Here is a 17,937-nt window from a genome sequence, read left to right on the forward strand (position 1 = left end):
GAGCAGTCGTTTTACCGTTCGCCGACCCAGACTACCCAGCGCGGCGTGTTTCAATCCTGGCAGTCGAGCAACCGGACCCGCCCGTCGTTCGGATCGGAGCGGTGGCCGGTGAACGAAGGCCCGGCCGGCATGACGCGGGCGCGACGAACTGGCACGATCATCGGTGTGGACTACTCGCAGGCACTTCGCTCTCTCGCCCGACGTCTCGGCACATCGACCTCGTACCGAGGCTGGGACGACACCGAACACGAAGTGAGCGACGACACCCTGCGTCAGGTGCTCGCCGCGCGCGGCTACGCGACCGAATCGACCGAGGACGTCGACCGAGCTCTGGCCGACATCGAGAACGCGCCGTGGCGGCGCCTGCTTCCGCCGGTGGTGGTGGCCACGCAGGGCACCGACGCCGTGGTGTGGGTCCATGTGCCACACGGCAATCCGGTCGAGGTCTCGATGGTCTCCGAGGACGGCGAGACCATCGAGGTGACCCAGGCCGACGTCTGGGTCGATCCCCGTGAGGTCGACGGCCGCCTCATCGGTCGTGCCACGTTCGTCGTTCCGAGCAGTGCACCGCTCGGTTGGCACAGCCTGACCGCGACGACGATCAGCGAGGACAACACGGTCCGGACGTCGGACACGGTTGTGGTCGTCACTCCGAAGTCGTTGTCACCCAACGCAGAACTGGCAGATCGGCAGCGGACGGGCTTGCTCACCCAGCTGTATTCGGTGCGATCGAGACGATCATGGGGAATCGGTGATCTCGGTGATCTCGAGGACATGGCCGACATCGCCGGCCGCGAGCACGGCTTCGACTATCTCCTCGTCAATCCGCTGCACGCCGACCGACCCACCACACCGGTGGAGGCGTCGCCCTATCTGCCGACCACCCGCCGGTTCTTCAACTCGCTCTACATCCGGGTGGAGAACATTCGCGAAACCGCGCTGCTGTCACCGGAACAGTTCGGCAAGGTCCGGAAGGCGGCCAAGCGGTTCGACAAGGCCAACAAGCGAACCGGAAAGCTGAATCGAGACTCGACCTTCACGGCGAAACTGCGTGCCCTGGAACGTGTTCACAAGGTGGAACGAAGCCCGGCCCGCCAGTCCGCATTCCGCGCGTTCGTCGAACGCGAGGGTTCCGGACTGCGCGATTTCGCGGTGTGGAGCGCCCTGGCGGAGAAATTCGGACCCGAGAATTCGGCCTGGACCGACAAGGCAGCACACCCGCGGACCGACTTCGTGCTCGAGCAGCGCACCAAGCTCGCCGAGCGCATCGACTTCCACATGTGGCTGCAGTGGATCTGCGACGAGCAGTTGGCCGCCGCGCAACGCTCGGCACTCGATGCGGGGATGGACATCGGGATCATGCACGACCTCGCCGTCGGCGTGGCGCGCGGCGGAGCCGATGCCTGGGCTCTGGGTGACGTATTGGCGTCGGGAGTCACGGTGGGCGCGCCGCCGGACAACTTCAACCAGCAGGGCCAGAACTGGAACCAACCCCCGTGGGATCCGGACCGACTACGCGAACTGGCGTACGTCCCCTATCGAGACATGCTGCGCACGATCCTTCGTCATGCCGGCGGCATCCGCGTCGACCACATCCTGGGACTGTTCCGCCTGTGGTGGATTCCGCAGGAGGCCGAGAATGCCGGCGGCGGAACGTATGTCGAGTACGACCACGAGGCGCTGATCGGCATCCTGGCCCTCGAGGCCGAGCGGGCAGGCGCGGTGGTGGTCGGTGAGGATCTCGGTGTCTTCGAGCCGATGGTGCAGGAGTACCTCACCGAGCGCGGCATCTTCGGCACCTCGATCCTGTGGTTCGAAGCGGACGAGTCCGGGCCCATTGCACCCGAGGACTACCGCACCCTGTGCCTGACATCGGTGACCACACACGATCTGCCCCCGACGGCCGGATACCTCGAGGGTGAACACATCGACCTGCGGTCCCGTCTCGGCCTGCTCGAACGAGACATCGAGGCCGAGAAGGACATCGACGCAGCCAAGCGCGAGGCAGTTCTCGACCTGGCGCGCGAGCGCGGATTGCTCGGTGCCGACGCCGACAACCACGAGACGGTGGAAGCTCTGCATCGCCTCGTCCAGCGCAGCCCGTCCCTGCTGATCGGTGTCGCTCTCGTCGACGCCGTCGGCGAACACCGAATTCAGAACCAGCCCGGTACCGACGAAACCCAGTACGAGAACTGGAAGATCCCGTTGGCCGACGCGAAAGGCAAGCGTGTGCTCGTCGACGACCTCGTCGATCACCCGCGCCTGGTCTCGTTGGTGAGCGCAATGGCCGACCGAGTCGACGGCCCGACGACACCGGGGTCCACAATCGAAGAATGAGTCACCCACGTCACCGCGAATCCGGCCGATACTGATGGGCCGCATCACCACCCGCAGGCCCGTTGTCCGACTCCGAGGTGAGCACCGCGTCGAACGTCCGGACACTCTCGTGGTGGAGGAGCCGCTCGAGTTGCGGGTGAACGGCGCAGCGCTGGCCGTCACCATGCGCACTCCCGGCCACGACGTCGAGCTCGTTCACGGCTTCCTGCTGACCGAGGGTGTGATCGCCTCGGGAGCCGATATCGCAGCGGCTCGCTACTGCGACGGTGTCGACGACGAGGGCGCGAACACCTACAACGTCCTCGATGTCACCCTGGCCGCGGGAGTCGCTCCGCCCGAGACCGGCGTCGAACGCAACTTCTACACGACGTCCTCGTGTGGGGTGTGCGGCAAGGGATCGTTGGACGCGATTCGCTTGCGCACCAAGCATTCCCCCGTGGCCGATTCCGTCGTCGTGACCTCGGACACTCTCACCGGGTTACCCGACACGTTGCGGGCTGCACAGAAGGTCTTCGATGCGACCGGCGGCCTGCACGCCGCCGCCCTGTTCACTGCGGACGGCGAGATGCTCGTCCTGCGTGAGGATGTCGGACGCCACAATGCCGTCGACAAGGTCGTCGGCTGGGCGGTGACCAACGATCGAATTCCCCTGCAGGGCACGGTGCTGATGGTCAGCGGCCGCGCCTCGTTCGAGTTGGCCCAGAAGGCGGTGATGTCCGGAATACCGATTCTCGCGGCGGTCTCGGCCCCGTCCTCGCTGGCGGTCGACCTCGCGACCGAATCCGGTCTGACGGTCATCGGCTTCCTCCGCGGCCGGTCGATGAACATCTACTCCCACGCCGACCGCGTTCTCGTCTCAGACGGTAGTGCCTGAGTCGTTCCGCAGGCTCCACTCCTGACCGACTTCGACCAGTAGTTCGGCCGCGGTCGCGTTCCTGACCTCGTCCACGGACACACCCGGTGCGGTCTCGACGAGACGGAGACCGTTCTCGGTGACGTCGAGAACGGCCATGTCCGAGATGATCCTGTGTACGCAGCCCTTACCGGTCAGCGGCAGGGTGCACTGCTCCAGAATCTTCGGCTCGCCCTTGCGGGAGACGTGCTCCATCATCACGATGACGCGTCGCGCTCCGTGCACCAGATCCATCGCGCCACCCATGCCCTTGACCATGTGCCCGGGAATCATCCAGTTCGCCAGATCACCGGTGGCACTGACCTGCATCGCCCCCAATACGGCGACATCGACCTGGCCGCCGCGGATCATTCCGAACGACTGCGCGGAATCGAAGTAGGACGCACCGGGAAGAACCGTGATGGTCTCCTTGCCCGCGTTGATGATCTCGGCGTCGAGTTCGTCCTCGGTGGGATACGGTCCGACGCCGAGCACCCCGTTCTCCGAATGCAGGATCACCGAGACGTCGTTGGGGATGTAGTTGGGCACGAGGGTCGGCATGCCGATGCCGAGATTGACGTACTGACCGTCACTGAGCTCCTGTGCCACCCGTGCCGCCATCTGTTCGCGGGTCATCTTCTCGCTCATGCTCGTACCGTCCTCTGCTCGATGCCGACCTCGACCGGTCCGACGTGGACCACCCGCTGTACGTGGATACCCGAGGTGTGCACCTCGTCGGGTCCGATCTCACCCGGCTCGACGAGATGCTCGACCTGCGCGATGGTGATGCGTCCCGACTCCGCCGCGGGCGGATTGAAGTTTCGCGCGCTGGCGTGGAACACCAGGTTCCCGTGACGGTCCCCCTTCCACGCGTGCACGAGCGCATAATCTGCGACGATCCCGCGTTCCATCACGTAGGTGACGCCGTCGAACTCGCGTGTCTCCTTCGGTGGACTGGCCAGTGCGATTCCGCCGCTACCGTCGTAGCGCAGCGGCAATCCCCCGTCGGCGACCTGGGTGCCGACGCCTGCGGGGGTGAAGAACGCGGGGATCCCGGCGCCGCCTGCGCGCAGCCGCTCAGCGAGCGTGCCCTGCGGAGTGAGCTCGACTTCGAGTTCTCCGGACAGGTACTGCCGTGCGAATTCCTTGTTCGAGCCCACGTAGGAGCTGATGGTTCTCCGAATGCGGTGCTGCATCAACAGAACGCCGAGACCGAAGCCATCGGTTCCGCAGTTGTTGCTGATGGTCTCCAGATCTGTCGCACCCTGCGCGAGCACAGCGTCGATCAGTATTTCCGGCACTCCGACCAATCCGAAGCCCCCGACGGCGATCGAGGACCCATCAGGGATGTCCGCTACGGCTTCGGTGGCGCTGGCCACGACTTTGTCCAACATGAGATGCACGCTACAGCATTCTGTGCGGAATATGAACAGTTTGCCACAATGCGAACACTTCGCTATTCTGGCTGTTGCGTAGATCACCCACAATCGTGAGGAACCGTCGATGCTTCATCTCCCGCCCGAGTACCGGGACCAATCGGGTGTCCATGCCCCACGCGACTTCCCCGAGTACCGGACCACCGCCCTTCGGCATCCGGCACAGCCACTGACCCTGCTCCCCCAGCGACTCACCGAGATCACCGGACCGGTACTGGGCGAAGGACGAGTCACCGCCGCCGACGCAGACCTCACCCTGGCGAACGACGGTGAGGCACAGGGGCAGCGGATCATCGTGCACGGCCGGGTGCTCGACAGCGACGGCAAGGCGATTCCGAACACCCTCGTCGAGGTATGGCAGGCCAACGCAGGCGGTCGATACCGGCACACCGGTGACCGGTGGCCCGCACCACTGGATCCGCACTTCAACGGCACCGGTCGCGTTCTCACCGATGCCCAGGGCAGGTATCGCTTCACCACGATCAAGCCGGGCGCGTATCCGTGGGGCAATCACCACAACGCATGGCGGCCAGCTCACATTCACTTCTCCCTGTTCGGCCAGGCGTTCACCCAGCGCCTCGTGACACAGATGTACTTCCCGGACGACCCCATGTTCTTCCAGGATCCGATCTTCAACGCCGCCCCCGAGGACTCGCGGGCCCGAATGATCGGCGCGTTCGATTACGAGGCGACACAGGACAACTGGGCCCTCGGATTTCGATTCGACATCGTGCTCCGCGGCCGGAACGCCACCCCCTTCGAGGAAGACGACCACGATGACTGATCCCGAGTTCGCCCCGCGCTACCCCGTGGTCGCCGGAGCCGATTTCACCACCGCCTCCTTCGGGCAGACCCCGTCGCAGACCGTGGGCCCGTACGTGCACATCGGATTGTTGTGGCCCGACGGCGAAAACGTGGTGCCGCCGGGCACCGAAGGCGAGATCACGGTGTCGTTCACACTGATCGACGGAGCCCGAAACCCCATGTCCGACGCCATGATCGAGACCTGGCAGGCCGATGGCGACGGCCGGTTCGATCACCCCGACGATCCGCGTGGCGCGGTGGCGTCTCGCATCACGGGCTTTCGTGGCTTCGGGCGAGCGTTCGCCGACGAGACCGGAACGATGACGATCACGACGATCAAGCCGGGACCGCTTCCCGCCGAGAACGGTGCTGTGGAGGCACCGCACATCGACGTCGGGATCTTCGCCCGCGGGATGCTCGACCGGGTCGTGACGCGGGTGTACTTTCCCGACGAGGCCGAGGCCAACGAGCTCGATCCGGTGTTGTCCGCCGTGCCGGAGCACAAGCGTGCCAGACTCGTCGCAGCACCGGTGCACGGTGGGTACCACCTCGACATCGTGCTGCAGAACACCGATCCGGACGGCGACGAGACTCCGTTCTTCGCGCTGTGACACACCGATGGCGAGAGGGGACGATGGAATCCGAGCGAGGGGCACTGTTCGATCCGACGTTCGGTAGCGACGCGCTCGCACCGCTCGTGGGCGACCGGGCTTGGGTGACAGCGATGTTCGCCGTCGAGGCGGCGCTCTCGAGGGCCGCAGCAACGGTCGGTCTCGTGGAGGCCGGTCACGCCGAGATCGTCACCACCACTGCGACCGAACTCGGGGCGAACCTGGACATCGCGCGGCTCGGAGCAGATGCCGCGGCCGGGGGTAATCCGGTGATCCCGCTGGTTAAGATTCTTCGGAACGAGGTGGCCGAGGCCGAGGTTCCTGCCACGGCAGTGCATCCCGGTGCCACCAGCCAGGACATCATGGACACCGCGCTGATGCTCCTTTCCCGCGACGCGCTCGGTGTGATCGAGGCCTCGCTCGACGCTGCGAGTGCGGCCGCGAGAAGTCTCGCCCTGACCCATCGCACCACCCCGATGGCGGCCCGCACTCTCGGCCAGCAGGCCTTGCCCACCACCTTCGGTCTGGTGGCTGCGAACTGGTTCTCGGGGCTGCACCGCGCGCGGACCGGAGTCGCAGCCGTTCGACGCGCATGCACCGTCCAGTACGGCGGCGCTGCAGGCACTCTCGCCGCCGTGCATCCACACGGACCGGCCATCGCCGCCGCGCTCGCCGTCGAACTGGGGTTGGCTCGACAGACCGCGCCCTGGCACACCGACCGCACCGCGATTGCCGATATTGCGTGCTCGTTGGGTGTCGCAGCAGGAACGATCGGCAAGATCGCCGGGGACATCGTGTCGATGTCCGCCACCGAGCTGGGCGAGGTCTCGGAGGACGCGCCGGGCGGATCGTCTGCGATGCCGCACAAGCGCAATCCCGTTGCCGCCGTCACGGCTCGCGCTGCGGCCCGGCGGGTCCCGGGTGCAGTGGCCACCGTGCTCTCCAACATGGACCACGAACACCAGCGCGCCGCTGGAGCGTGGCATGCCGAGTGGGAGACGATCACCGATCTGCTCCGCCTCACCGGTGGTGCCGCCCACCGAATCACGCAGAGCCTGAGCGGGTTGCACGTTCATCCCGAGGAAATGGCCCGCAATCTCGACGCGACGGGCGGAGCGCTGCTCGCCGAACGTGTCACCGCGGCATTGGCAGCGCACACCGAGCAGGCCCGCGAAATCGTCACTGCGCGATGCGCGACGGGAGCGCCGCTGGACAGCGACCCTGCCATCACAGCATTCCTGCCACCGTCGACGGTGCGCGAACTACTCGACCCGGCCGCGTATCTCGGCCACGCACCCGAGCTGGTCGACGCGATCCTCGCCGAGCACGACCTCGACACCGAACACACCACAGATTCGAAGGATTCACGATGACTGTCGCACTTGCTCACGAACGCATCGAAGGACCGAGCGCCGACGCGGAGACCGTCGTGCTGATCGGTTCGCTCGGCTCCGACCGATCGATGTGGAACCCGCAGATCGCAGCGTTGTCCGCCGCCGTTCACGTTCTCGCCGTCGACCTTCGCGGGCACGGACGATCACCGGTCCCACCCGGTCCCTACTCGGTGGCCGAACTCGCCGAGGACGTGGTGGCGCTGCTGGATTCACTCGAGGTCAACCGTGTGCACCTCGTCGGTCTGTCCCTCGGCGGTGCGGTCTCGCAGTGGCTCGCCATCCATCGCCCGGAGCGAGTACGGACTCTGACGCTGCTGTGCACCTCGGCTAAGTTCGGTGAGCCGGCGCAGTGGCTCGACCGTGCCGCGGCGGTCCGAGCGGCGGGCACGGCGTCGCTGGCCGATGCCGTACTCGAGCGTTGGTTCACCCCCGAACTGGCCGCTCGCGACGCCGATCTCGTCGAGCGTCATCGCCGGATGATCGCCGACACGTCCGACGAGGGCTACGCAGCATGCTGTGAGGCGTTGTCCGAGTGGGATTCTCGATCGGATCTGAACCGGATCACCGCCCCGACCCTGGTGATCGCGGGCCGGCAGGATCCCTCGACCACCCCCGAGGACCTGAAGATCATCGCCGACGGCGTCGCCGGATCGACGTTCCGGGTTCTCGACCCGGCCGCTCATCTGGCCAACGTGGAGCAAGCCGGTCCCGTCACCGCGGCGGTTGCCGCACACATCGGGTCGGATGCGTATGCCGTCGGACGCGCAGCGGCCCATGATGCCGGTATGACGGTGCGGCGCAGCGTCCTCGGCGATGCGCATGTCGACCGCAGCATCGCCGGCCGCACCGAGTTCACCGCACCGTTCCAGGATTTCATCACCCGCACCGCATGGGGTGACATCTGGAACCGACCGGGACTCGATCACCACACCCGCAGACTGCTGACCCTGGCGATCCTGACGGCGGTGGGCAACCAGCACGAACTCGACATGCACATTCGCGCAGCGCTGCGCGCCGGACTGGCACCGGACGAACTGGCCGAAGTCTTCTTGCACACCGCGGTGTACGCGGGAGTTCCGAACAGCAACAGCGCATTCGCTCTGGCGAACGCGGCCATCGCCGAGACCGAATCGGGTACCTCGTGAACCCCGCGGAATCACCGCCGCCGTCCTCGGACTACGTCCAGTCGCTCGGCCGGGGCCTCGCGGTGATCCGAGCCTTCGACGCCGAGCATCCACGTCGGACACTCTCCGATGTCGCCCGAGCAACCGACCTCACCCGTGCCACCGCCCGGCGGTTCCTGCTCACACTCGTCGAACTCGGCTACGTCCGTACCGACGGCTCCATGTTCTGGCTCACCCCGCGGGTGCTCGAACTGGGCTACAGCTACCTGTCGAGCCTGTCCCTCCCGGAAGTGTCGGGGCCGCATCTGGAAGCTCTCGCCGAACGGGTCCGAGAATCGTCCTCGGTCTCGATTCTCGACGGCGACGACGTCGTGTACGTCGCCCGAGTTCCGGTCAGCCGCATCATGACCGTCGGCATCAACATCGGCACCCGATTCCCTGCATTCGCCACATCGATGGGACGAGTGCTGCTCGCCGGCCTACCGGCCGACGAACTCGCTGCCTACCTCGATCGAGTCCGGCTGACTCCGCTCACCGGGAAGACGATCACCACTGCCGACGCCCTCGGACGCGAACTCGAACGCGTGCGGACCGACGGTTTCTGTCTGGTGGATCAGGAACTCGAAGAGGGCCTGCGATCGATCGCGGCTCCCATCCACGACAGCAACGGGACGGTCGTCGCTGCGGCGAACGTCTCCACCCAGGCTGCGCGTCATACCGCCGACGCCGTCCGCACCGAACTACTCCCGGCCTTGCTCGACGCCACCCGCGCCATCGAGACCGACTTGCTCCGGGTGAGTACCGGACCCAACGACAGACGAGGAACCACCCATGCCTGACGCCGTCATCTGCGAACCCCTTCGGACCCCGGTCGGCCGCTTCGGCGGTCAGTTCCGCGATATCTCCGCCCAGGCCCTGGCCGCCACCGTCATTGCCGAACTCGTTGCCCGAACCGGCATCTCCGGTGCCGACATCGACGACGTCATCCTGGGCCAGGCATCCCCCAACGGCGACGCACCCGCGATCGGACGCATCGCCGCGCTCGATGCAGATCTGGGTATCGACGTCCCCGGAATGCAGGTCGACCGACGCTGCGGCTCCGGTCTGCAAGCAGTACTGCAGGCGTGCATGCAGGTCCAGTCCGGCGGTAACGATCTGGTTCTGGCGGGCGGCGTCGAGAGTATGAGTCAGACGGAGTTCTACGCCACCGGCATGCGCTGGGGAGTCAAGGCCGAGGCCGTGGCCCTGTCCGACCGACTCGCCCGAGCGCGAGTGACCGCGGGCGGCAAGAACTTTCCGGTTCCCGGCGGCATGATCGAAACCGCGGAGAATCTGCGCGCGGAGTTCTCGATCGCCCGCGCCGATCAGGACGCACTCGCAGTGCAGTCTCACCAGCGCGCAGTCGCTGCGCAGAAGAGCGGCGTGTTCGCCGAGGAGATCGTGGGAGTGTCGGTCCCCCAACGCAAATCGGATCCGGTACTCGTCACCACCGACGAGCATCCGCGTGCCGACACCACCGTCGAGTCGTTGGCGAAGTTGAAGGCGATTCGTGCGTCGATCGACCCCGAGTCGACGGTCACGGCCGGAAATGCCAGCGGACAGAACGACGGTGCCGCCATCGCGATCGTCACCACCCCGGAAAAGGCTGCAGCACTGGGTCTTCGGCCGCTGGTCAGACTGGCCGGCTGGGGTGTCGCCGGAGTCGCTCCGCGCACCATGGGTATCGGACCGGTACCGGCCAGCGAGAAGGCGCTCGGACGCCTCGGATTGAGCCTGGACGACATGGGCATCATCGAACTCAACGAAGCGTTCGCCGCTCAGGCTCTCGCCGTCACCCGGTCCTGGGGCATCGAGTCCGACGATCCGCGGTTGAACCCACACGGTTCCGGCATCTCGCTCGGCCATCCCGTCGGTGCCACCGGAGCCCGCATCCTGGCGACGCTGTTGCGCGAGATGGACCGACGGGAAGTCCGCTACGGACTCGAGACCATGTGCATCGGCGGCGGACAGGGACTTGCGGCGGTGTTCGAGCGAATCGGCTGATCACCGATCAGTACTGCAGTTGCGCCGCCAGTCGCACAGCCGAATTGGTCTCCCCGTAGCCCTCGTAGCCACCCACTCGCTGGACCACCTCGAAGAACAGGTCGTCACCCACGGTTTCGGTGAAGAAGTGGAAGAACTCACCGCCGGTCCCGTCCGCGTCGTACAGGATCCCGAGGCGCTGCATCGCGTCCAACGTCTCGGAGCCGAGTCCGAATCGCGCGTCGAGATCACGATAGTAGTTGGGCGAGATCCGCAGCGGGGTGAGGCCGCGTTCGGTCATTGCACTCGCAGCGGCGTAGATGTCCTCGCACCCGAACGCCACATGTCCGACGCCTCCGCGCCGGGCCGCGGGCAGAGGGTCCGAGTCCGACGGGCGGCCGGGAACCATGTTGAGCGAGAGTCGAATCGTGCCGTTGGCCGTGGCGAGGGTGAGTGCTCGGCTACGAACCAGGCCGATCGCGTCGACGACGTCCTGGCCCTCGTGCGGCACCATTCCGAACACCGAGCGCAGCAGCAGCATCACGCCGTCCCAGCTCTCGGCAGGCACGGCGAGGGCGATGTGATCCACGTGCGAGACGCACGCCCGGTTCTCCTGCACCACCTTGGGTGCCAGGTCGAATGCCGATTGCCAGGCACCCGCGCTGTGGCGGGTACGGAGGTCCAGCGACGTCGCACCGGTCACGGCCAGACGTACCACTGCGTCGGTGGCGTCGGCCACGCCGGGCATGGAGACGGTGGACGCGGTGACTCCCAGCGCACGAGCTCGAGTCAGCCACAGATCCGGCCGCTCGCTGCGAATCCCGATCTGGGCCAACGCCGGTAGGTGAGCCGGAACGCCGGGCGCGGTCCACAGTGTGTCCACCGTGGTGTCGACGGCGACCGCCAGCGGCCCCTGCGTGAAAAGGCTGAGTCCGTGTTCGCTGTGTGCTGCGGTCAGATCGAAGCCAAGGTGTCGCAGTGTCGTACCCAGTTGCGCTGCCTTCGCAGGCCCTGCAGCGATTCGCAGGGAGACGACGTTCTCGATCGGACCGGGCGGTGGCGGCGCGAAGAGATCGTTACCGGCAGAGGGTGTTTCGACGTCGCGCACCTGCTCCTGGAGGTACAGCAGCGACCGATGCGCGTCGGATGCCGTGCGGCCGGTGTCGGAGTGCCGGAAGACGTCGTTGAAGATCTCGAGCGACCACGGGCCGGAGTACCCGGAGGCAGCGACATCGGCACCGAACCGCGCCAGATCGAAGCTGCCCTGCCCTGGAAAGCACCGGTGGTGCCTGCTCCACTGCAGTACGTCCATCACCAGGTGCGGCGCGTCGGCCAGCTGGAGGAAGAAGATCTTCTCGCCGGGGATCTCTCGAATGCCTGCGGAATCGTCTCCGCGGGACAGGATGTGGAAGCTGTCGAGGCACGTTCCCAGAGCGGGATGATCGACCTGCCGGACGATGTCCCAGGCATGGCGGTAGGTGCTCACGTGGGCACCCCACGCCAACGCCTCGTACGCCAGTCGCATTCCGCGCCGATGCGCACGCTCGGCGAGGGTTGCCATCTGTTCGACCAGCAGGGCGTCGTCACGGACGGCACCGGCCAGCGGCGAGGAACAGACCAACAGCAGATCGCACCCCAACTGTTCCATGACGTCGAATTTGTGCTCGGCGCGAACGAGGTTGCGGGCGAACTGTTCCGGATCGGCCGAGTCGGCGTCGCGAAAGGGCTGATAGAGGTCGAGGGTCAGACCGAGGTCGGCTGCCTTCTTCGCGATGTCCGCGGGAAGATCCGGAGAGCTGATCAAGTCCGGCTCGAACACCTCGAAGCCGTCGAACCCCGCATCGGCGATGGCACGCATTTTCTCGTCCAGCGAACCACTGAGCGATACCGTTGCCACCGATGTGGCGATGTGCGTCATGCGAGAACACCTGCGGCGGCGCGATCCTCCAGCGCGATCAACGCGCTCATGTGCGCGATCATTCGATCGGCGTCGGCGATGCGTCCGGTGAATATCTCGAATGCGTCGGCGGCCTGGAACACTGCCATTCCGGTTCCGCTGAGCGTTCGGCACCCGACTCGGGATGCGGCAGCGAGCAACTCGGTCTCGGCCGGTCGATACACGACCTCGGCCACCCACATCCGCGGATGCAGGAGTGCCTCGGGCACAGCAGATCCGGGGTGTTCGACCATTCCGATCGGGGTGGCGTGCACCAGGCCGGTTGCGGTGTCGAGGACGGCGGCGAGCCGGTCGAGGCCTGCCGAGACAATGTCGACGTCCGGGAACATCACCGCCAGGGAATCTCGGAGTTGTTGTGCCCTAAGCGGATCGGCATCGACGAGAGTGAGCCTGCCTGCGCCGCGTCGGGCCATCGCGTAGGCAACGGCCGCCCCTGCTCCCCCGGCACCGAGTTGCACCACGTCACCGATGTCGGCACCGGGCAATCCGCGGCCGAAGTTGCGGTCGAATCCGGACCAGTCGGTGTTGTGGCCGACGGCGCGGCCGTCGGCGAACAGAACGGTATTGACGGCCCCGAGTCGGGCGGCGTCCTCGGAGAGCCCGTCGAGAGTGGAGATGACGCGTTGCTTGCACGGGTGCGTGATGTTGAGTCCTCGAAATCCGAGGTCAGCGGCGGTCGAGACGAGACGAGGCAGATCTTCGACGGTCAGTCCACGGCTGTCCAGATCGATGATCCGGTACTGGTAGGTCAGCCCGTGCTCGGCACCCTCCCGTTCGTGCATCGCGGGAGTGAGCGACTTGCCGATGCCCGTCCCGATCAGTCCGCAGAGCAGGGATTCCGGCATGTCGATCTCCTCGGGCCTAATGTACGAATTGGTGAATTAGCTCGACGGTACTACGCCACCGCCTCGCGCCCAACCCTTTTGCCGCAATCGGCACCGATAGAGTTGATCCATGGCTCCGCGCGCAACCGACACGTCCGACGACAGCAGTGGACCCACCGTCAAGCGTCGACGCAACAGCGACCTGACCCGGCACAACATCCTCGAGGTGGCCACCGAGGAGTTCGCGGACAAGGGCTTCGCCGGGGCGCGCATCGACGAGATCGCCGAGCGCACGCATACGACGAAGCGGATGCTGTACTACTACTTCACCGACAAGGAAGGCCTGTACAAGGCCGTGCTCGAACGGTCGTACCTGCGCATTCGCGAGCGTGAACGAGACGTCGACGTCGAGGGCCTGGGACCGGTCGAAGCCATTCGGGCCATCGCCTCCCTGACGTTCGACCATCACGAGGAGAATCCCGACTTCATCCGCCTGGTCTCCACCGAGAACATCCTCCGCGGCGAACACATCTCCAGATCCGAGGCGTTGAGCAACCTCGGCAATCCCGCCGCGGAACTGCTGTCGAGCATCCTCGAGCGTGGACAGGCCGACGGGGTCTTCCGCACGGACGTCGATGCCCTCGACGTGCACATGACGATCAGCAGCTTCTGCGTGTTCCGTCTGTCGAACCGGTACACCTTCGAGGCCCTCTTCGGCCGCGACCTCACCGATCCCCGGCATCGCGAGCGCCTGCGCGCAATGCTCGGCGACATGATCATCGCGTTCCTGACCTCGCCTTCTCGCTGATTTTCGCGTTTGCGCGGTAGGTCTCGTCACTTCGGGGGTTGACACGTGGCATGGATCACGTTCAGTATTCAGGGGCACCCGGTGTTAACCATTTAGTACATTAGCGGTCCGATCGCCGAGAAAGCGTCGTCGACCAGCGCCCGAGCTCCCCCGCCTCACGAAGAGAGACACGAGAACGATGGATTCGCACACCCCTGGCTCCCACCCGACGCCGCTTCGCCCCGGGGCGAACCCGCGCAAAGCGGCGACCGCCGCATGGGTCGGCAGCGCCCTCGAGTACTACGACTTCTTCATCTACGGCACCGCAGCCGCACTCGTCTTCGGCCGCGTGTTCTTCCCGGGCTCCAACCCTGCGACCGGAACCCTGCTGGCCCTGGCCACCTTCGGCGTCGGATACCTCGCACGGCCGCTCGGCGCACTCGTCCTCGGCCACATCGGTGATCGCTACGGACGCAAGAAGGTCATGGTCGCCACCGTCCTGCTGATGGGTATCGCCACCCTCGGCGTCGGTGTCCTGCCCTCGTACGAATCCATCGGCATCGCCGCGCCCATCATCCTGGTGCTGCTTCGCCTGTGCCAGGGATTCTCGGCCGGCGGTGAGCAAGCCGGGGCCAACTCGATGACGCTCGAACACGCCCCGGACGACAGGCGCGCGTTCTTCACCAGCTTCACCCTCAGCGGCACCCAGGGCGGGCAGATTCTCGCCACCGCAGTGTTCCTGCCCGTCGCCATGCTCCCCGAGGAAGCACTGCTCAGCTGGGGTTGGCGAATCCCGTTCTTCCTCAGCGCTTTCGTCGTCGTCGCCGCCTTCGTCATCCGCCGCTCGCTCGACGAGACCCCGGTCTTCGAGGAAGAAGTGGCCTCCACCGAACCGCAGCGCCTGCCCGTGACCGAACTGCTCAGCGAGCATCGACCGGCCGTGGTCCGCGTCATGCTGGCCGCCATGATCGCCTCGGTCAGCACCATCTTCACCGTCTACGCGCTGTCGTACGCCGTCAACACCGTCGGCCTCGAGCGCACCCCGATGCTGTGGGTGGGCGTTCTCGCCAACGTCGTCGCCCTCTTCGCATTGCCCTTCTTCGGTGCCCTGTCGGATCGCATCGGCCGCAAGCCGGTGTTCCTGTTCGGCTCCATCGGCTGCGCGATCCTGATGTTCGGCTACCTGTGGTCGATCTCGAGCGGCAACTACGTCCTCATCTTCGTCTTCGGCATCGTGATGTTCGGCTTCGTGCACAGCGCCACCGGCGGCGTCTGGCCCTCGTTCTACGGTGAGATGTTCCCGGCCCGGGTTCGCCTGACCGGAACCGCACTGGGAACCCAGATCGGCTTCGCCATCGCAGGATTCGCGCCGACCATCGCAGGAGCGATCGCCGGAGCCGAGGTCGGTGCGTGGCTACCCGTCGCGATCGTCACCGCGGTCTTCTGCACCATCAACGTCGTCATCGTCGCCACGTCGAAGGAGACCTTCCGTACCCCCACCGACGAGCTCGGTCTTCGGACTCGCACCACCGACAGCGCACGCGCCGCGTCGGTCTGATCGAGATCGTGATCGACGCACTTCGACCTGCAGCGGCGGGCACCTGGACGGTGCTCGCCCTGCAGTATGCCAGTCGAACGGCATTGCGCAGCAATCTCTTTCACCAACGCGACGAGCGCAGCACCGAAAGCCAGACGGTGGCCTACTACGTGTGGCTCGCTGTCTCGAAGACCCGCACGGTGCTGATCGACGCCGGAATGTCCCGGTCCACAGCCGAATCGATGGACGGGCTCGACTATCACGGGTCACCCATCGAACTGCTCGGCGAACTGGGGCTGACACCGGATCACATCGACACCTGCATCCTGACCCACCTGCACTACGACCACACCGGGGTCGTCGCGGATCTCCCGTCTGCGCGATACGTGGTGCAGCGCCGAGAACTCGAATACTGGACCGGGCCGTGGGCCGCCCGCATCACCCGAGAACAGTGGTTGCTCTCGCAGGCCGACACCGAGCACATCCGAACCGCCGATCGCGGCACTCGGCTCGACCTCGTCGACGGCGATCTCGACCTGTTCCCAGGGCTGTCGGTCCACGCCGTCGGCGGACACACCGCAGGCATGCAGGTGGTCAGAGTGCGCACCGACCGCGGCCCGGTGGTGTTGGCCTCCGACGCCAGTCATTTCTACGAGAACATCGAGGACGACAGCCCGTTCGCGATCCTGCACGCGCTGCCGGACATGTACGGAGCCTTCGATCGAATCCGTGAGCTCGCCGCCGACCCCGGCATTTTCGTACCCGGCCACGACCCGCTGGTATCGAGCCGATTTCCCGCAGTGACCGCCGCCCCCGGTGCGCACGCCGTGATCATCGGCTGACTACGACGAGAACGAAAAATCCCCGACCTCGCGGATGAGGTCGGGGATTCGTCGTTGTCCAGCAGGTCGATCGGCCGTATCAGGCGGACTTGTCGCGGCGCTCCGGACGCTCGGGCTTGCGCGGCACGATGGTCGGCAGCACGTTGTCGTTCACCGTCTCGGCAGTCACGACGACCTTCTCGACGTCGTCGCGGCTCGGGATGTCGTACATCACAGGCAGCAGAACTTCCTCCATGATGGCGCGCAGTCCACGGGCACCGGTTCCGCGGAGAATCGCCTGGTCGGCAATTGCTTCGAGGGCCTCGGTGGTGAACTCGAGCTCGACGCCATCCATGTCGAACAGGCGTCGGTACTGCTTGACCAGCGCGTTCTTCGGCTCCGACAGAATCGTCACGAGCGATTCCTTGTCCAGGTTCGTCACCGACGCGATCATCGGCAGTCGACCGATGAACTCGGGAATCAGACCGAACTTGATCAGATCCTCGGGCATCACCTCGGCGAAGTGATCCTGGGTGTCGATCTCGGCCTTGGAGCGAACCTCGGCTCCGAATCCGAGCCCACGCTTGCCGACCCGATCGGACACGATCTTCTCCAGTCCGGCGAACGCACCGGCCACGATGAAGAGCACGTTGGTGGTGTCGATCTGGATGAACTCCTGGTGCGGATGCTTACGACCGCCCTGCGGCGGCACGCTGGCCTGTGTTCCTTCCAGGATCTTGAGCAGCGCCTGCTGCACGCCTTCGCCGGACACGTCGCGCGTGATCGACGGGTTCTCGCTCTTGCGAGCGATCTTGTCGACCTCGTCGATGTAGATGATGCCGGTCTCGGCGCGCTTGACGTCGTAGTCCGCGGCCTGGATCAGTTTGAGCAGGATGTTCTCGACATCCTCGCCCACGTATCCGGCCTCGGTCAGGGCGGTGGCGTCGGCGATGGCGAAGGGCACGTTGAGCATCTTCGCCAGGGTCTGCGCGAGGTACGTCTTTCCGCATCCCGTCGGTCCGAGCATCAAGATGTTCGACTTCGCCAGTTCGACGGATTCGCCTCGTACGTCGCGCGCCTTGTCACCGGCCTGGATGCGCTTGTAGTGGTTGTAGACCGCGACGGCCAACGTGCGCTTGGCAGCGTCCTGACCGATCACGTAGTTCTCGAGAAAGTCCTTGATCTCGGAGGGCTTGGGGAGGTCGTCGAGCTTGACTTCGCTCGATTCGGCCAATTCCTCTTCGATGATCTCGTTGCACAGGTCGATGCACTCGTCGCAGATGTACACCCCTGGTCCAGCGATGAGCTTCTTGACCTGCTTCTGGCTCTTGCCGCAGAAGGAGCACTTCAGCAGATCGCCACCGTCACCGATGCGTGCCATTCGGAGGTTC

General features: G+C 65.8%; 16 protein-coding genes. 11 read left to right on the forward strand and 5 right to left on the reverse strand.

Features of this window, described 5'->3' with window-relative positions; genetic code table 11:
• Nucleotides 1-129: 129 nt before the first annotated feature.
• On the forward strand, nucleotides 130-2,337 hold the full coding sequence (gene malQ, locus AB0362_RS14910; RefSeq protein ID WP_366235831.1) for a 4-alpha-glucanotransferase: 2,208 nt from the start codon (nucleotides 130-132) through the stop codon (nucleotides 2,335-2,337).
• Between the two features lie 34 nt (nucleotides 2,338-2,371).
• On the forward strand, nucleotides 2,372-3,211 hold the full coding sequence (fdhD, locus tag AB0362_RS14915) for a formate dehydrogenase accessory sulfurtransferase FdhD (RefSeq protein WP_149406238.1): 840 nt from the start codon (nucleotides 2,372-2,374) through the stop codon (nucleotides 3,209-3,211).
• On the opposite strand, the gene AB0362_RS14920 is transcribed toward fdhD, so the two are convergent.
• Together AB0362_RS14920 and AB0362_RS14925 are read right to left on the reverse strand one after the other, a co-directional pair.
• On the reverse strand, nucleotides 3,194-3,877 hold the full coding sequence (locus AB0362_RS14920; protein ID WP_366235753.1) for a CoA transferase subunit B: 684 nt from the start codon (nucleotides 3,875-3,877) through the stop codon (nucleotides 3,194-3,196). The two genes, fdhD and AB0362_RS14920, sit on opposite strands and share 18 nt — an antisense overlap.
• Nucleotides 3,874-4,623 (reverse strand): CoA transferase subunit A, encoded by a 750-nt coding sequence (locus tag AB0362_RS14925; RefSeq protein WP_179272194.1) that lies wholly within the window; start codon nucleotides 4,621-4,623, stop codon nucleotides 3,874-3,876. The genes AB0362_RS14920 and AB0362_RS14925 overlap by 4 nt, the downstream gene beginning before the upstream one ends.
• Before the next feature lie 109 nt (nucleotides 4,624-4,732).
• On the opposite strand from AB0362_RS14925, the gene pcaH reads away from it, so the two are divergent.
• The 6 genes from pcaH to AB0362_RS14955 are packed head-to-tail and all read left to right on the forward strand — an operon-like array spanning nucleotide 4,733 to nucleotide 10,641.
• Nucleotides 4,733-5,449, forward strand: a complete 717-nt coding sequence (gene pcaH / locus AB0362_RS14930; protein WP_068052499.1) for a protocatechuate 3,4-dioxygenase subunit beta — start codon at nucleotides 4,733-4,735, stop codon at nucleotides 5,447-5,449.
• Entirely contained in the window at nucleotides 5,442-6,080 is a 639-nt protein-coding gene (gene pcaG / locus AB0362_RS14935; protein ID WP_366235754.1) for a protocatechuate 3,4-dioxygenase subunit alpha, read from the forward strand. Before pcaH ends, pcaG begins: the two co-directional genes overlap by 8 nt.
• A gap of 23 nt (nucleotides 6,081-6,103) precedes the next feature.
• Nucleotides 6,104-7,453 (forward strand): 3-carboxy-cis,cis-muconate cycloisomerase, encoded by a 1,350-nt coding sequence (gene pcaB / locus AB0362_RS14940; protein WP_366235755.1) that lies wholly within the window; start codon nucleotides 6,104-6,106, stop codon nucleotides 7,451-7,453.
• Nucleotides 7,450-8,619: a 3-oxoadipate enol-lactonase gene (gene pcaD / locus AB0362_RS14945; protein WP_366235756.1), complete on the forward strand. Its 1,170-nt coding sequence runs from the start codon at nucleotides 7,450-7,452 to the stop codon at nucleotides 8,617-8,619. The genes pcaB and pcaD overlap by 4 nt, the downstream gene beginning before the upstream one ends.
• Nucleotides 8,616-9,437 carry an IclR family transcriptional regulator gene (locus AB0362_RS14950; RefSeq protein WP_094688395.1) on the forward strand — a complete coding sequence of 274 codons (822 nt, stop codon included), beginning with the start codon at nucleotides 8,616-8,618 and terminating at the stop codon, nucleotides 9,435-9,437. Before pcaD ends, AB0362_RS14950 begins: the two co-directional genes overlap by 4 nt.
• Nucleotides 9,430-10,641, forward strand: a complete 1,212-nt coding sequence (locus tag AB0362_RS14955) for an acetyl-CoA C-acetyltransferase (protein ID WP_366235758.1) — start codon at nucleotides 9,430-9,432, stop codon at nucleotides 10,639-10,641. The genes AB0362_RS14950 and AB0362_RS14955 overlap by 8 nt, the downstream gene beginning before the upstream one ends.
• A gap of 7 nt (nucleotides 10,642-10,648) precedes the next feature.
• On the opposite strand, the gene AB0362_RS14960 is transcribed toward AB0362_RS14955, so the two are convergent.
• Both AB0362_RS14960 and AB0362_RS14965 read right to left on the reverse strand, forming a co-directional pair.
• Nucleotides 10,649-12,538 (reverse strand): sugar phosphate isomerase/epimerase and 4-hydroxyphenylpyruvate domain-containing protein, encoded by a 1,890-nt coding sequence (locus AB0362_RS14960; protein ID WP_094688394.1) that lies wholly within the window; start codon nucleotides 12,536-12,538, stop codon nucleotides 10,649-10,651.
• Complete coding sequence (locus AB0362_RS14965) at nucleotides 12,535-13,422, reverse strand: shikimate dehydrogenase (RefSeq protein ID WP_366235759.1); 888 nt, start codon at nucleotides 13,420-13,422, stop codon at nucleotides 12,535-12,537. Before AB0362_RS14965 ends, AB0362_RS14960 begins: the two co-directional genes overlap by 4 nt.
• Nucleotides 13,423-13,531: 109 nt before the next feature.
• On the opposite strand from AB0362_RS14965, the gene AB0362_RS14970 reads away from it, so the two are divergent.
• The 3 genes from AB0362_RS14970 (at nucleotide 13,532) to AB0362_RS14980 (ending at nucleotide 16,567) form a co-directional block, all read left to right on the forward strand.
• On the forward strand, nucleotides 13,532-14,209 hold the full coding sequence (locus tag AB0362_RS14970; protein WP_068052526.1) for a TetR/AcrR family transcriptional regulator: 678 nt from the start codon (nucleotides 13,532-13,534) through the stop codon (nucleotides 14,207-14,209).
• A 178-nt stretch (nucleotides 14,210-14,387) separates the two neighbouring features.
• Complete coding sequence (locus tag AB0362_RS14975; protein WP_149406248.1) at nucleotides 14,388-15,746, forward strand: MFS transporter; 1,359 nt, start codon at nucleotides 14,388-14,390, stop codon at nucleotides 15,744-15,746.
• An 8-nt stretch (nucleotides 15,747-15,754) separates the two neighbouring features.
• The gene (locus tag AB0362_RS14980) at nucleotides 15,755-16,567 is read left to right on the forward strand and encodes an N-acyl homoserine lactonase family protein (protein ID WP_366235762.1); all 813 of its coding nucleotides are present in this window, start codon (nucleotides 15,755-15,757) and stop codon (nucleotides 16,565-16,567) included.
• 79 nt (nucleotides 16,568-16,646) lie between these two features.
• On the opposite strand, the gene clpX is transcribed toward AB0362_RS14980, so the two are convergent.
• Entirely contained in the window at nucleotides 16,647-17,927 is a 1,281-nt protein-coding gene (clpX, locus tag AB0362_RS14985; protein WP_032394600.1) for an ATP-dependent Clp protease ATP-binding subunit ClpX, read from the reverse strand.
• Nucleotides 17,928-17,937: the final 10 nt, after the last annotated feature.

It is taken from the genome of Rhodococcus sp. NPDC079359 (assembly GCF_040702585.1).
Taxonomy (GTDB): domain Bacteria; phylum Actinomycetota; class Actinomycetes; order Mycobacteriales; family Mycobacteriaceae; genus Rhodococcoides.